Source organism: Sphaerospermopsis aphanizomenoides BCCUSP55 (genome assembly GCF_001586785.1).
GTDB classification, from domain to species: domain Bacteria; phylum Cyanobacteriota; class Cyanobacteriia; order Cyanobacteriales; family Nostocaceae; genus Sphaerospermopsis_A; species Sphaerospermopsis_A aphanizomenoides_A.
Genome location: NZ_LUFH02000038.1, coordinates 11080 through 25528 on the forward strand (window position 1 = coordinate 11080; position 14449 = coordinate 25528).

At 38.9% G+C, this 14449-nt stretch carries 11 protein-coding genes; 4 read left to right on the forward strand and 7 right to left on the reverse strand.

All coding sequences use genetic code 11. The annotated features are described in order from the left end of the window. Window positions 1-874: 874 nt before the first annotated feature. Both dxs and A0J48_RS11570 read right to left on the reverse strand, forming a co-directional pair. The gene (gene dxs, locus A0J48_RS11565; RefSeq protein ID WP_200323209.1) at window positions 875-2770 is read right to left on the reverse strand and encodes a 1-deoxy-D-xylulose-5-phosphate synthase; all 1896 of its coding nucleotides are present in this window, start codon (window positions 2768-2770) and stop codon (window positions 875-877) included. Between the two features lie 252 nt (window positions 2771-3022). Then, window positions 3023-3694, reverse strand: coding sequence for an S-layer homology domain-containing protein (locus tag A0J48_RS11570; protein WP_200323210.1), 672 nt, complete (start codon window positions 3692-3694; stop codon window positions 3023-3025). A 637-nt stretch (window positions 3695-4331) separates the two neighbouring features. Between A0J48_RS11570 and A0J48_RS11575 the strand changes: the two genes are divergently transcribed. The 3 genes from A0J48_RS11575 (at window position 4332) to A0J48_RS11585 (ending at window position 7636) form a co-directional block, all read left to right on the forward strand. After that, a complete protein-coding gene (locus tag A0J48_RS11575; protein ID WP_200323211.1) occupies window positions 4332-5444 on the forward strand; it encodes a hypothetical protein in 1113 nt (370 codons plus the stop codon). Between the two features lie 128 nt (window positions 5445-5572). After that, a complete protein-coding gene (gene rpiA / locus A0J48_RS11580) occupies window positions 5573-6283 on the forward strand; it encodes a ribose-5-phosphate isomerase RpiA (protein WP_200323212.1) in 711 nt (236 codons plus the stop codon). Between the two features lie 171 nt (window positions 6284-6454). Then, window positions 6455-7636, forward strand: coding sequence for an aldo/keto reductase (locus A0J48_RS11585; RefSeq protein WP_200323261.1), 1182 nt, complete (start codon window positions 6455-6457; stop codon window positions 7634-7636). Between the two features lie 47 nt (window positions 7637-7683). On the opposite strand, the gene A0J48_RS11590 is transcribed toward A0J48_RS11585, so the two are convergent. Next, the gene (locus A0J48_RS11590; RefSeq protein ID WP_200323213.1) at window positions 7684-8991 is read right to left on the reverse strand and encodes a hemolysin family protein; all 1308 of its coding nucleotides are present in this window, start codon (window positions 8989-8991) and stop codon (window positions 7684-7686) included. Between the two features lie 217 nt (window positions 8992-9208). Between A0J48_RS11590 and mfd the strand changes: the two genes are divergently transcribed. Further along, window positions 9209-12712 (forward strand): transcription-repair coupling factor, encoded by a 3504-nt coding sequence (gene mfd, locus A0J48_RS11595; protein WP_200323214.1) that lies wholly within the window; start codon window positions 9209-9211, stop codon window positions 12710-12712. A 36-nt stretch (window positions 12713-12748) separates the two neighbouring features. Here mfd and A0J48_RS11600 read toward each other — a convergent pair whose 3' ends face one another. The 4 genes from A0J48_RS11600 to A0J48_RS26920 all read right to left on the reverse strand — a co-directional run bounded on the left by A0J48_RS11600 (window position 12749) and on the right by A0J48_RS26920 (window position 14263). Beyond that, window positions 12749-13006 carry a ParE family toxin-like protein gene (locus A0J48_RS11600; protein WP_200323216.1) on the reverse strand — a complete coding sequence of 86 codons (258 nt, stop codon included), beginning with the start codon at window positions 13004-13006 and terminating at the stop codon, window positions 12749-12751. Continuing rightward, window positions 13003-13209 carry a hypothetical protein gene (locus A0J48_RS11605; protein WP_234300863.1) on the reverse strand — a complete coding sequence of 69 codons (207 nt, stop codon included), beginning with the start codon at window positions 13207-13209 and terminating at the stop codon, window positions 13003-13005. Before A0J48_RS11605 ends, A0J48_RS11600 begins: the two co-directional genes overlap by 4 nt. Before the next feature lie 81 nt (window positions 13210-13290). After that, window positions 13291-13539, reverse strand: coding sequence for a DUF4926 domain-containing protein (locus A0J48_RS11610; RefSeq protein WP_200323217.1), 249 nt, complete (start codon window positions 13537-13539; stop codon window positions 13291-13293). Window positions 13540-13558: 19 nt separating this feature from the next. Next, entirely contained in the window at window positions 13559-14263 is a 705-nt protein-coding gene (locus A0J48_RS26920) for a DUF6883 domain-containing protein (RefSeq protein WP_234300864.1), read from the reverse strand. Between the last annotated feature and the right edge of the window lie 186 nt (window positions 14264-14449).

Consider the following 14449-nt stretch of genomic DNA (forward strand, 5'->3'; position numbering starts at 1 on the left):
TTTTTCCAACCTTTTATAAATTTCTTGTTTCTCGTTTCTCGTTTTCTCGTTCCCAGTCTCAGACTGGGAATGCAATTTTAGAGTCTCTGACTCTAGTATTAATAAATCATTTTCAACCAAGCAAATATTTGATTAACAGTTAATGTAAATTAATTTCCTCTAAAACTGGTAACTGCTCGTCTTAGCGTCACTTACCTTAACAATTCTTAACTCCATTTTCCCAAAAAAGCAAGAGCAAGGGTTTTTCCCCTCAAATTATTGAGAATAGTGTCAACAAACCCAACGCAATTACAAGGGTCTTGACTTCTGACAGGGTTATGTTATGATAGCCTTGAAAATAATCCAAGGGATTTATATTGTCTAAATCAAGATATCCAGGATTTCAGGATTTATGGCTAACGCCACACTACGCGAACAGGATATGATTTTAATTATGCTTGGTTACGCACAAGTCACTACAGAACGAACCACGTATCGAAGACAGCGAAAGCTCCGCTAACGCGCAGAGTCAGGTTAGGCATAGACACAAAGGACACTAAGGTAAGAGGTTTGAGAAAGATTTGATAATTTCATCCTGTACATCCTTAAATCCTGGATATTATCTCGACTTCGCTCGATAACCACCTGATTCAGACAAAATACAATTTCTGAAAATTTCCAGCAATCTTCAAAAACTATCCTGTTCATCCTGTAATCCTGGATATTATCTCGACTTCGCTCGATAACCACCTGATTCAGACAAAAAATAAATTACCATTCCCATACAGAGTATGGGAACGAGAAACGAGAAAAAGATCAACAGAACGAAGAAATACATAATCATTAAATCCTGTAAATCCTCAAATCCTGTAAATCCTGATTCAGACAATGAAAACTATTTCACAACAGCTAATTCTTTTTTAAAGAAAGCTTGCAAAATATTGTCTGCAATTTGCTGACTAGTTAAACCTAACTCGACCTTAGATTCATCTGGTGTCGCATGATCAACTAATTCATCAGGAATACCAATGCGTTTTACAGGGACAACAACATTAGCATCCAGTAAAGCTTCAGCTACCGCAGAACCGAAACCTCCCATTAAACAACCTTCTTCTAAAGTGACAACCCGGCCAATTTTCTCAGCCAAAGGTAAGATCAAATCAGTATCCAAAGGCTTCACAAACCGGGCATTAATCACAGTTGCTTCAATGCCATGTTCGCTGAGAATTTCTGCTGCTTGCATTCCTGGGTAAACCATTGTGCCATAGCCAACAATTAACACATCATCACCTTGGCGGAGAATTTCCCCTTTACCAATTTCTAAAGATTCCCATCCTTCTTCCATCAAAGGTACACCATGACCATTACCACGGGGAAAACGCATAGCAATAGGACCATCTGTATATTCAATCCCTGTCACTACCATTCTTTGTAGTTCTGCTTCATCCTTGGGTGCCATTAACACCATGTTGGGAATACAACGCAGATAGGCGATATCATACATACCTTGGTGAGTTGGACCATCAGCACCAACAATTCCTGCCCTGTCTAAACAGAAGAAAACAGGGAGGTTTTGAATGCAGACATCATGGATAATTTGATCGTAGCCACGTTGTAAGAAGGTGGAATAAATAGCTGCGACGGGACGCATACCTTCACAAGCTAAACCAGCAGCCAGAGTCACAGCGTGTTGTTCAGCGATACCCACATCAATATATTGATTAGGCAATTTAACTTGTAATTTATCTAAACCGGTACCTGTGGCCATAGCTGCGGTAATACCGACAATTTTCGGGTTTTGTTCCGCCAGTTTGACCAAAGTGTGGGAAAAGACTTTCGCGTAAGCAGGAGGTTTGGGCTTACTGGAAGGAATAGCCTTCCCAGTAGTCAAATTAAAGGGGTTTTGGGCATGATAGCCTACTTGGTCTTTTTCAGCCATTTCATAGCCTTTACCCTTAATAGTGGCTACGTGAACCAGTACAGGCCCTGTAATTTGATGTGCTTGTTGGAAGGTGGCAATGAGTTCTTCTAAATTATGGCCATCCACTGGACCCATATAGGTAAAGCCCAGTTCTTCAAAAACTGCACCAACTTTAGACATTGCTAACCGCTTCATGCCTTCTTTAATGCGTTCCAGTTCATCAGCAACGAAAGGAATGTGTTTGACTTGTTCTTCAATGCCATCTGAAAGAAACTGCACTGGTGGGCTAAGACGCATTTTGTTGAGGTAGCGGGGAATAGCACCAACGTTAGGAGAGATTGACATCTCGTTATCATTGAGAACTACCAGCAAGTTGGTTTTGCGTAAATGTCCGGCGTGGTTGATAGCTTCTAAAGCCATACCTCCAGTTAAAGCGCCATCTCCAATTACAGCTACAGCTTTAAATTTTTCCCCTTTTAAGTCACGGGCTAAAGCCATACCCAGGGCAGCAGAAATACTTGTAGAAGCGTGTCCTGCACCAAAGTGATCAAATTTGCTTTCACAGCGTTTGAGATAACCAGCAACTCCGTCTTTTTGTCTGAGGCTATGGAAGTCGCTGTAACGTCCGGTGATTAATTTGTGGGGATAAGCTTGATGTCCTACATCCCAAATAACTTTGTCCCGATCTAAGTCTAATGTCTGGTAAAGCCCTAAAGTTAATTCTACAACTCCCAAACCAGGCCCCAAATGCCCTCCAGTTGCTGCTACGGTTTGTAGGTGCTTATCTCGAATTTGACGGGCAATTTGTTGCAATTGCCGAATAGACAAACCATGTAACTGGTTAGGATGGGTTATTTCACTCAGATGCATACTATAGGGTTTTCCTCTCTAACTCTATTTTTGGCATTGGCATTATTTAATTGTCACACGCTCAGGTGGCTACAAGAATCTCACTGTCATTAATGTTGTTGTAGCAGTATATAGCAGGAGGCAGTGGTTCGACTTCGCTCACCAACCGGGGGCAGGGGGCAGAAGGCAGGAGGCAGAAGGCAGAAGGCAGAAGGCAGAAGGCAGAAGGCAGGAGTTATTACTTTTGACTTTTGACTTGATAGCTCCCCATCATCATTGGGAAACACCGGGAACTACTGGTGTTTCTGCTTGTGGCTTTTGTCGTTGCAAATATTTACTTAACAGATAAGCCATATCACCACGGGTCATGGGGTGTAATGGGTTAATATTGCCTTGGGCATCTGTATTCATGAATCCTTCCGTAATCACTGTAGCGATCGCTTTTCTAGCCCAATTAGGTATAAATTGTGCATCTGGGTAAGATTGGAGAATTGCGTTGATGGTTTGTTTAGGAAATTGAAATACTCCGTAAGCTTGGGCAAAAATCGCTAGACCTTCCGCCCTAGTAACTTTTTGGTTCGGAAAAAACATATTTCCCCGATAACCTTTCATAATATCGGTTTTTAGCACTGTTTGAATATCTTGATATGCCCAATAATAATTAGGCACATCTGGTACAACAATGGTTTTTTCTTGTTTAGCGATTTGTCGTTGATCTAAATAAAAAGCTTTCACTAAAATTGATGCTAATTCAGCTCGACTAATTAACCTTTCTGGATAAAATTGTCCATCGGGTAAGTTATCCATTAATTTTGCTTGCAGCACTTTTTGAATATAATCTTCTGAGCTTTTTACAGGTACTTGTTCTGTAGATTGTGCTTGGACAATTATTGGGCAGGTTTGCAGTACCACCGTTAAGGAAATTGCACTTATTAAATGCCTCATAGTGATTACGATTTTCAATCTGCTAATTTTGGACAAGAATGGCACTGAAGAGAAATTAACAAGGCTTAAATCCTTTTCACTTCTGCCTCCTAACTGATCCTAACAATCAATATTCACCCTTGCTGACAGTAGATTTTAGGTTCAGGCGGTACAAAATTTAAGAACTAAGCCATGACCATAAAGACTTTTAAACTTATTAATAGTTCCCTACTCCCTGTTCACTGATATATGTTTTGCTATTAATTTCATTTACAAAAGTATCAATTTTTAGATACACATAAAGAAGAATTTTTATATTTATTAATTTGCTTGTTAATATAGGACTACTATTTGATTTTTGATAGCTTGCGAGGCGTAGCCATACAAAACTCAGTACACCTAAATTCTATAAATCCCTCTTGCCTTTTGCCTCTTGCCTTTTGCCTGCCTACACAAGTAAATTCAGAAACCAAACCGGATTCCTATATATGTCAGATGAGTGAGAGTACGTATTTTTAGTAAAAATGTTACAATACAATTCTTGTAGACTGTAAACAGTAAGAATTTAAGGCTAAGAAATATTACTGACAATATATTTGCTATAAAATAATTTGAGTATTTAAGATTTTGTCAATAATACTTACTTAGGTAATAAATAATGTCCGTTAGTAAAGAAATTTTCAGCAATGATGTCAATTCAGTATCAAATGGAGAAAATAATATATCAGTGGAATCTTTAGCACAGCAATGGGCTAAAAAGTATTTGCAAAGTCTCCATATTGATCCCAGCCAGCAAAAAAATTCTCCTGTATCTGATTTGTCGGAGATATCGTCATCAGCAGGACGAGAGAAAACAGCCACAAAAATCAGGGAATCCTTACGCAGTATCAGTGCTAAAGCCTGGAATAAAACAGAGATATTACTATCAGCAGAAGTCAAACAGCATGGTATAGATTACAACCTGATTAATCCCTGGGACATTGCGGCAGATTCTTTTAGGATCTATGAAAAAGTTCTCAGTGTGTACACTGATACAGAAGCATTGCGAGCATCTGAAGTGATAAACATGACTGAAAGTGATTGCTGTGACGAACAGAAATTGTTAGACTATGCTGAAAAAGTAGCACCTAACCAATTGGCTACAGTAGTTGGCTCAGAAATCAGTGCAATTAGAAAAAAATATACAAATGCTGACCCCAGGGTGATTGGCTTTGTGAGTATGCAGTTTCATTACACTAGTCAAATGCTGATTCAACTAGTAGAACCTGTTGAGCAATCCCTCATTAGTGCATACTTTAAAGTTATTGATGATCATCTTTATATGCCACTGCAACGTGCCTATGAAGCAGCAGCTAAACATAACTATAATTCGCCAGTTTTGTCCGCAGTACAACAGTTACTACCAGTGAGTACACAAATTGCTAAAAATATTAGTCAACGGGTGATTGAATTATTCCCAGCTTACAGTACCATGTCTGGGAAGTTGAGTGACCCAGTGGTGAAAATTTCCAGCATCCGGGATGTGGAGATGTTCCAAGTTTACCTGTGGGTATGTGCATTAGAAGGGAGTATTGCTGCCATTCAACAAGAATTATTTCCTCTGTGTGTGATGCTTTATCCCACATTAAAAGTACAATGGGAAATGGTGCGGCAAATGCTACATTTACTCAGATATGAAATCAGCGATCGCCTAACTCCTCAACAAACTAACTCCTTAATGCCATATTTTCAGGCGTTGTCACAAATGTTTTCTTCTGAGATTCTGCATTAGACATCTGGAAAAAATTCAGAAAATTGCCACATAATTCAATTTCAGCTTTGGATTGTCAATTGCTGCGAATGTAGTTTTTAGTTTAATATTCGGCTGTGAGAGTTTGTTCAATTTCCAGGAGTTTAGGAATGTCCGTAGCAGCAGATCCCGTCAAATTGATGAAGCAAGAAGTTGGCAAAGCCGCCGCAGAAATGGTAAAATCAGGTTCAATTGTGGGATTAGGAACAGGTTCAACCACAGCTTACACCATCCAGTATTTAGGAGAACGCCTCAAATCTGGTGAACTTAAAGATATTGTTGGTATCCCCACCTCATTTCAGTCAGAAGTTTTAGCCAAACAGTACGGAGTTCCTCTCACCACTTTAGACGCTATTGACCATATTGACATCGCTATTGATGGTGCTGATGAAGTTGATCCCCACAAAAACTTAATTAAAGGTGGTGGTGCAGCACATACCCGCGAAAAAGTGGTAGATTACCTGGCAGCCCAGTTTATTGTTGTAGTTGATAGTGGTAAACTTGTAGATCGGTTGGGTAGTGTATTTGCAGTTCCTGTAGAAGTCATACCAATGGCACTCACCCCCGTCACTAATGCTATTAAAGAACTAGGTGGTAAACCAGAGTTACGGATGGGTGTCAAAAAAGCTGGACCCGTAATTACTGACCAAGGGAACATGGTAATAGATGTCAGATTTGATAATATTGATGACCCTGTAAACTTAGAAAAAACACTGAATAATATTCCAGGTGTTTTGGAAAATGGTATTTTCGTCAACTGCGCTGATGTGGTTTTAATTGGTGAAGTAATTGACGGTAAACCTGTTGTGCGTAGAATGTAGTTCAAATTAGTATGGTGGGCAATGCCCACCTGTAAAAAAGCTCACACAAAGACGAAAAAATAAACGCAGCAATACTCAAAATTCTCTTAAACCCTCTTAACTTTGTGTCCTTTGCGTTCTTTGCGGTTAATTCATATCAAGCCATCGTTATCCAAAATCTAAAATTTCGTGATGCTATACAGAAGATTTGGACGCACAGAATTACAAATGCCCCTGTTCTCTTGTGGGGGGATGCGATATCAATTTAAATGGCAAGATGTAAAACCAGAAGAAATTCCTCAAGATAACCAAGAAAATTTAGAAGCAGTAATTCGTCGTGCAGTTGAGTTAGGAATTAATCATATAGAAACTGCCCGTGGTTATGGAACTTCGGAAATGCAATTGGGAAAAATATTACCTCAACTTCCCCGTGAAAAATTAATCGTACAAACTAAAGTTTCTCCTGTTGCAGATGCGAAAGAATTTCGTAAGACATTTGAAAAATCTTTGGCATATCTGAAATTAGATTATGTAGATTTATTTGGGTTACATGGTGTTAATAATCATGAAATTTGGGATTATAGTATTCGTGAAAATGGGTGTTTAGAAGTTGCTAAGGAACTACAAGCAGAAGGAAAAGTTAGATTTATTGGTTTTTCTACTCATGCCCCAACGGAGATAATTTTAAAAGCAATTAATACTAACCAATTTGATTATGTAAATTTGCATTGGTACTATATTAATCAGTGGAATTGGGCTGCAATTGAAGCTGCTAATAAATTAGATATGGGTGTATTTATTATCAGCCCATCTAATAAAGGTGGCTTATTATATAAACCATCGGAAAAATTAGTTAATTTGTGTAGTCCATTAAGTCCGATGGTATTTAATGATTTATTTTGTTTGAGTCATCCCCAAGTACATACTTTGAGTATTGGGGCAGCAAAACCTACTGATTTTGATGAACATTTAAAGACTTTAGAATTATTAGATAAAGCCGACAAAATTTTACCTCCCATTCTTGCACGTTTAGAAAATGCAGCCATAGAAACTTTCGGAGAAGACTGGGTAAAAACCTGGGAAACTAATTTACCAACTTGGGAACAAACACCAGGACAAGTCAATATCCGCGTGATTTTGTGGTTATTCAATTTAGCTTTAGCCTATGACATGGTAGAGTATAGCAAAATGCGATATAACCTGTTAGGAAATGGTAATTCCTGGTTTCCTGGGAATAAGGCAGATAAACTCCAGGAATTAGATTTGCGAGAATGTCTTGTGAATAGTCCCCATGCTGAAAAAATACCGCAAATGTTAGCCAAGGCACATGAAATATTAGTCGGTGCAGAAATTAAAAGGTTGTCTCAGAGTTGATGACTTGAAAACTGTGAATAGATAACTGCTAATTTCTCACCAATTACCTATTTATTAATTTCCCTCGGCACAATTAGCACCTTATCTACCCGATTTCCATCCATATCCATGACTTCAAAACGCATACCGTCCCATTCAAAATGATCTGCCGCTGAGGGAATACGTCCTAAATGAGTGATGATAAAACCACCCAAAGTTTGATAATTTCCTCTTTCTTCTGTTTCTAATTCTTCTAGGTCGAACAGTTCTAAAAACTCTTCTACAGGTAACATTCCATCCACTAACCAAGAACCATCTTCCCGTTGTACAGCTTGGGGTTCTTCCTGTCCTGGCCCTGCGGGAACATCACCGACAATTTCACTCATAATGTCGTTTAATGTGACTAAACCTTGAATTACACCGTATTCATCTACGACTAACGCCATGTGAGTTACAGTTTGTTTGAATAACTCCAAAACTCTTAAACCACGAGTGCTTTCAGGTACAAATACAGGCTGACGTAATTCTAGAGTTAGGTCTAAAGGTTCATTACGTAAACTTCTAGCTAATAAGTCTGTGACGGGAATAATACCCAAGACATTATCTAGTCCCTCTTGACAAACTGGATAGCGAGAATAGGCACTATCAGCCATTTTTTGACGGTTTTCTTCTGCGGGATCTTCCAAGTCTAACCAGACAATATCCGGTCTGGGTGTCATGAAAGCAGTCACAGGGCGATCGCCTAACCGAAATACCCTTTCCACCATATCCTGTTCTGCTTCTTCAAAAGTTCCCGCTTCTGTACCTTGTTCGATTAAAATTTTAATTTCTTCTTCCGTAACTTGGGGTTCTTCTGAAGGTGTAATCCCCAAAATTCGCAACACAGTTTCTGTAGAAGCACTTAATAAATACACTACTGGGGAAGCTAAGGCAGCTAAAGCCCGCATGGGAATAGCCACAGTTGCAGCAATTCTTTCTGGGTTGTTTAATGCTAACCGTTTGGGTACAAGTTCACCAATAATCAGTGACAAATAAGTGATGACTAAAACGACGACACTAAAAGCAATGGGTTGACTATAGCTTGCTAAAAATGGAACTAGTTTGACATAACCTTCCAGCCTTTGGGCAATGGTAGCACCACCAAACACACCATTAAGAATATTGATGAGTGTAATCCCCACCTGGACAATGGACAAAAAATGATTGGGAGATTCTGCTAATTGTAGTGCAGCCTGGGCATTAAGATTGCCTTGATTAGCTAATTGCTGTAATCTGACTTTCCGTGCCGAAACTATGGCCATCTCCGACATGGAGAATACACCGTTGGCAAAGATTAACACCAAAATAATTAAAATTTCAAAACTGATGGAAGACATTTTATTCAGGAGGCAGGAAGCAGGAGGCAGGAGGCAGGAGGCAGAAGGCAGGAGGCAGAAGGCAGGAGGCAGGAGGTGGGGATAAAATTCTTTACCTGTTCCCTGTTCCCTGTTCCCTTCTTTCCCAATCACCAATCACCATTCCTCTAAAATAGTTTACATATAACTACAATCTAGATTTTCCCACTTTTCAACACTTCTCACTCTAGTAACAATTATGGCTTTTTCTTCTATTGTGCGTGCTTTGGCGCGATCGCCTCTCACCGCAGAACTAAACACTAAACTCAAGAAAAATCAAGAATTGCGGTTAAATGGCATTCCCCGTTTACCCAAGGGTTTGGTAGCTTCGGCTTTAGCCAATAATGAGAGTAGAGATTTGTGCGTAGTCTGTGCCACTTTGGAAGAAGCCGGACGAGTTTATGCCCAAATGGAAGCGATGGGATGGAAAACTGTCCATTTTTACCCTACTTCTGAAGCTTCTCCTTACGAACCTTTTGACCCAGAAACTGAGTTAAGCTGGGGACAAATGCAGGTTTTAGCTGATTTGGTGAGTGGTCAGTTGCCTAATAAGAATACAGCTATTATTGTTACCATAGGGGCGCTACAGCCACATTTACCACCCCCAGAGGTATTTAAATCTTTTTGCCTCTCTTTACAAAAGGGGATGGAATATGATTTAGATGAGTTCGGCGAAAAAATCACCGCTTTGGGATATGAACGAGTTCCCTTGGTGGAAACGGAAGGTCAATGGAGTAGACGGGGGGATATTGTGGATGTGTTTCCCGTTTCTTCTGAGTTACCAGTGCGGTTGGAATGGTTTGGGGATGAAATTGAACAAATTCGGGAGTTTGACCCCGCTACTCAACGTTCTGCTTTAGATAAAGTTAATCGCATATCTCTTACTCCTACCAGCTTTGCACCAATTGTCACTGCCGCATTAAAAGAAAATTCTGATTTTCCCAAAATTGTAGAGACTTTTCATGAAACTTCTCTACAGGAAATGGATTTTCAATCATTAGAAGGAAGTAGACGTTTTCTGGGTTTAGCTTTTGCCAAACCTGCTTCAATTTTAGATTATTTACCAGCAAATACCCTCGTTGCCATTGATGAAGTAGAACAGTGTCATGCCCATAGCGATCGCTGGGTGGAAAATGCTGAAGTTCAATGGAAACTGGGGACTGGGGACTGGGGACTGGGGACTGGGGAAGAATCTTGGCGAGTTCCTAAAATTCACAGAACTTTTGATGAAAGTTTAGTGGAAATTGGGAATTTCCCGAAGTTATATTTATCAGAATTAGCTGAAGAAAATAGCGGTACTAATTTAGCTAGTAGACCTTTACCTGTTACTCCTCACCAGTTTGCCAAATTAGGGGAAACTATTAGACAAGAACGTGAGCGTAAATTTGCAGTTTGGATTATTTCTGCCCAACCTTCCCGTTCTGTTTCTCTACTCCAAGAACATGATTGTCCCGCCCAGTTTATTCCTAATCCTCGTGATTATCAAGCAATTGATAAACTGCAAATTAATCATACACCTGTTGCCCTCAAATATTCTGGTTTAGCAGAATTAGAAGGTTTTATTTTACCTTCTTACCGTGTTGTCATCCTCACCGACCGGGAATTTTACGGACAACATTCTTTAGCTAATTTTGGCTATATTCGCAAACGTCGCAAAGCTGTTTCTAAACAAGTTGACCCCAATAAATTACGACCGGGAGATTTTGTTGTTCATCGTAGTCACGGTATTGGTCAGTTTGTCAAATTAGAAAGTTTGACAATTAATCATGAAACTCGTGATTATTTAGTTGTTAAATATGCTGATGGTTTGCTGAGAGTCGCTGCTGATCAAGTTGGTTCTTTGTCTCGGTTTAGAACCAATGCAGATAAACCACCAGAACTGCATAAAATGACAGGGAAAGCTTGGGATAATACCAAGAATAAAGTCAGAAAAGCAATTAAGAAATTAGCGTTTGATTTGTTAAAGTTGTATGCAGCCCGTTCTCAACAACAAGGTTTTTCCTATCCCGCAGATATGCCTTGGCAGGAAGAAATGGAAGATTCTTTCCCCTATCAACCTACCACAGATCAGCTAAAAGCTGTGCAAGACGTAAAGCGGGATATGGAAAGTGAAAGACCGATGGATCGGTTAGTTTGTGGTGATGTGGGTTTTGGCAAAACTGAAGTAGCAATTAGAGCGATTTTTAAAGCTGTCACCGCAGGTAAACAAGTTGCACTTTTAGCACCAACGACAATTTTAACTCAACAACATTATCACACCATTAAAGAACGTTTTTCACCTTATCCTGTCAATGTAGGTTTACTCAATCGTTTTCGCAGTGCGGAAGAAAAACGCAATATCCAAAAACGTTTAGCAACTGGAGAATTAGATATAGTTGTTGGCACACATCAATTATTAGGTAAAGGTGTACAATTTCGAGATTTAGGACTTTTGGTAATTGATGAAGAACAAAGATTTGGTGTGAATCAAAAGGAAAAAATCAAAAGTTTGAAAACCCAAGTTGATGTGTTAACTTTGTCTGCAACTCCCATTCCCAGAACATTATATATGTCTTTATCTGGAATTCGGGAAATGAGTTTAATTACCACACCACCCCCAACCAGAAGACCAATTCAAACCCATCTTGCACCTTTAAATCCAGAAATTGTGAGAAGTGCAATTAGACAAGAATTAGATCGAGGTGGACAGGTATTTTATGTAGTTCCGCGAGTAGAAGGAATTGAAGAAACAACTGCACATTTGCGGGAAATGATTCCAGGGGGAAGATTTGCGATCGCACACGGTCAAATGGACGAAAGTGAGTTAGAATCAACAATGCTGACTTTCAGCAATCATGAAGCAGACATTTTAGTTTGTACCACAATTATTGAATCTGGTTTAGATATCCCGCGAGTTAACACCATTTTAATTGAAGATGCACACCGCTTTGGTTTAGCTCAATTATATCAATTACGTGGTCGTGTGGGACGGGCAGGAATCCAAGCTCACGCATGGTTATTTTACCCTAAACAGCGTGAATTATCCGATGCAGCTAGACAAAGATTGAGAGCAATTCAAGAATTTACTCAACTCGGTTCTGGTTATCAATTAGCAATGCGAGATATGGAAATTCGCGGTGTAGGTAATTTGCTAGGTGCAGAACAATCTGGTCAAATGGATGCAATAGGATTTGATCTTTACATGGAAATGTTAGAGGAAGCGATTAGAGAAATTAGAGGTCAAGAAATACCCAAAGTTGATGATACCCAAATTGATCTCAATCTCACCGCATTTATTCCTTCTACTTACATTACTGATATTGATCAAAAGATGAGTGCTTATCGTGCGGTAGCAACAGCAAAATCCAAAGAAGAATTAAAAGCAATAGCAGCAGAATGGACTGATAGATATGGTGCAATTCCTGTTCCCGCAAATCAACTTTTACGGGTGATGGAATTAAAACAACTAGCGAAAAGTTTAGGTTTTAGTAGAATTAAACCAGAGAACAAACAGCATATTGTTTTAGAAACTCCAATGGAAGAACCTGCTTGGAGTTTGTTAGCAGAAAATTTAACAGAAACCATGCGAAGTAGGTTTGTTTATTCTCCTGGAAAGGTAACAGCAAGGGGTTTAGGTGTGTTTAAAGCTGAACAACAATTGCAAACTTTAATTGATACTTTTGGGAAAATACAAGGTGCTATCCCTGAAGCGGCTTTAGTTTGATTTAGTAGGGTGGGAATTTCCCACCTGATGAAACTGCTACATTCCTAATAGTTTGTCATATTCTGCGTGCGAACCTATCCAAAACCAAACTATATCATCATTTTCTTCTACAGCTACCGCTCGATAATGTAAACCTACTCTTACTGACCAAAAACGTCCGACTTTTTTAAAATGTAAAGACGGATAACGAGGATTTTGTTTTAACAGTTCATAACATTGATCTGCTAGTTCTTGAATTTCTGCTGGTAATTGTCGGTAATAATACCAAAAATCCGGGGTTGCTTTGTGGTTCACAGATCGGTACAATTTCCTTTTTTTAGATGTTGCAATGCTTTTTCTGCAAGTGCATCAAGTTTACCTGTTTTAACATCGGTTTCAAATTTTTTATCCCACATAGCTGCATCAAATTCTGCAAACCACGCACGGAAATGAGCTAGTTCTTCTGAGGAAAGTTGACTGACTGCGCGTTCAATTTCTTCTAGGGTGTTGATACTCATAGATTTTTATTATTCTTTACATTTGTCTATTATACATTGTGAAATTGCTCTTACTCTACAATAAGCATATCAATTTACTACTTACACTGTCACTGTTGACTTTGCTAAATCAGGAGATACTGGCTCAAAATGCAAAACCATAATTTGCTCTAAAGTTAAAGCAACAAATTCGTAGACTTGTCCATTACTATCGCTAAATTCCACTTCAAATACTGTACCATCTGCTAGTAATTCCACTATTGTACCAACTTGACCACGTAATAAGTTATATTCAGGTAAATCAATTGTGATTGCTATTACATCTAGTAATTTTGGTTCTAGTTTACTCATTGGTTACAACCTTCAAATATTACAACTTAATATAGCAACTTGTTAATCTTGGAAAATCAGAACCAGGCTCGATAATCCAACAACTACGAATGGTTGAACTTCTATTTTGCCTATTCAAAGTAAAATCTACATAGTAACGTTGTCCATGTTGATCACTTTTATTTAAGCAAGCTTCTTGAATTTTAACTTGTTCCAAAATAATTTGGCGTAATTCTTCAGCATTTTCAGCAGTCATGCCTAAAATTGATGAAAACAGACGAGCTTTATTCTTTCCTGTGGGATGATCTCGATTAAGGGAGTAGTCACGTAGTTTACGAATGTCAATAACTGCATTTTCTGCATTTGGTAGTAAATTGACTGAATTAGAGTTGTCTTCCTTAATTATCTGTCTCAGTTTCAGTAAAGCACTTAGAGCATCAATATTTGGATTACTGACAATCTCTTCTTCACCAGCAGCACAATCATACACCACATAAGTCCTTATCCCCGGATCACCCGCTTCTGCACTTTCACCTTCATAGAAAGTGATTGTACTATCTTCATCGCACTCGTAGTAAGCAGAGTAGATATCTTCCCAATCTAAATTTGAACTCCTCCGTACGTTTTGAATGACATCCAGTACACCATCAATATGATTTGCTTGACTTTCTATCTGTACTAGACGTTGTTGCGACAAAATGTAGTTGTGTACTTCAAAAATGTAGTTGTGTAATTCAATAGTCATTAAAACTGAATCCTTGTAATCGCTCTCACTCTACACCAGAAATGCGATCGCTCTCACTCTACACCAGAAATGCGTTAGCGAAGCGCACCGAAGGTATCGCGCCTAACTTAACTATACAGTATTGCATTCAGGAGTAAGATAGTTAATGCTATATAATGATATATGCTAACTTTCAATACTAATTTA

Bases quoted from the DNA above. Each gene is read 5' to 3' on its own strand.
- dxs (WP_200323209.1), bottom strand. From the start codon at position 2,770: ATGCATCTGAGTGAAATAACCCATCCTAACCAGTTACATGGTTTGTCT.
- A0J48_RS11570 (WP_200323210.1), bottom strand. From the start codon at position 3,694: ATGAGGCATTTAATAAGTGCAATTTCCTTAACGGTGGTACTGCAAACC.
- A0J48_RS11575 (WP_200323211.1), top strand. From the start codon at position 4,332: ATGTCCGTTAGTAAAGAAATTTTCAGCAATGATGTCAATTCAGTATCA.
- rpiA (WP_200323212.1), top strand. From the start codon at position 5,573: ATGTCCGTAGCAGCAGATCCCGTCAAATTGATGAAGCAAGAAGTTGGC.
- A0J48_RS11585 (WP_200323261.1), top strand. From the start codon at position 6,455: ATGCTATACAGAAGATTTGGACGCACAGAATTACAAATGCCCCTGTTC.
- A0J48_RS11590 (WP_200323213.1), bottom strand. From the start codon at position 8,991: ATGTCTTCCATCAGTTTTGAAATTTTAATTATTTTGGTGTTAATCTTT.
- mfd (WP_200323214.1), top strand. From the start codon at position 9,209: ATGGCTTTTTCTTCTATTGTGCGTGCTTTGGCGCGATCGCCTCTCACC.
- A0J48_RS11605 (WP_234300863.1), bottom strand. From the start codon at position 13,209: ATGAGTATCAACACCCTAGAAGAAATTGAACGCGCAGTCAGTCAACTT.
- A0J48_RS11610 (WP_200323217.1), bottom strand. From the start codon at position 13,539: ATGAGTAAACTAGAACCAAAATTACTAGATGTAATAGCAATCACAATT.
- A0J48_RS26920 (WP_234300864.1), bottom strand. From the start codon at position 14,263: ATGACTATTGAATTACACAACTACATTTTTGAAGTACACAACTACATT.